The following is a 258-nucleotide window of genomic DNA, read 5'->3' on the forward strand; positions in this document are numbered from 1 at the left end:
CAGCAGCGCCTGCAGCAGACGCAGCCCCGGCAGCAGCGCCGACTGACGTCGCAGCCCCAGCGCCAGTGGCCAAAGAAACAGTCGAAAACCCCTACGGCCTCGACGCCCTGTGGAAAGGCGGCGACTTTGTAGCCCGCTCCACGCTGATCATCATGGCCATCATGTCCATGGGCAGCTGGTACATCCTCATCACCAAATTCGTCGACCAGCTCAAAATGAGCGGCCAGGCTAAAGATGCCAAATCCAAATTCTGGAAAG

The 258-nt window shown here is 59.3% G+C and carries 1 pseudogene; it reads left to right on the forward strand.

The annotated features are described in order from the left end of the window. Nucleotides 1-258: pseudogene (locus ACO0LO_RS29095) on the forward strand (MotA/TolQ/ExbB proton channel family protein); the annotation flags it as partial.

This window comes from Undibacterium sp. TJN25 (assembly GCF_049339885.1).
Classification (GTDB): domain Bacteria; phylum Pseudomonadota; class Gammaproteobacteria; order Burkholderiales; family Burkholderiaceae_D; genus Undibacterium.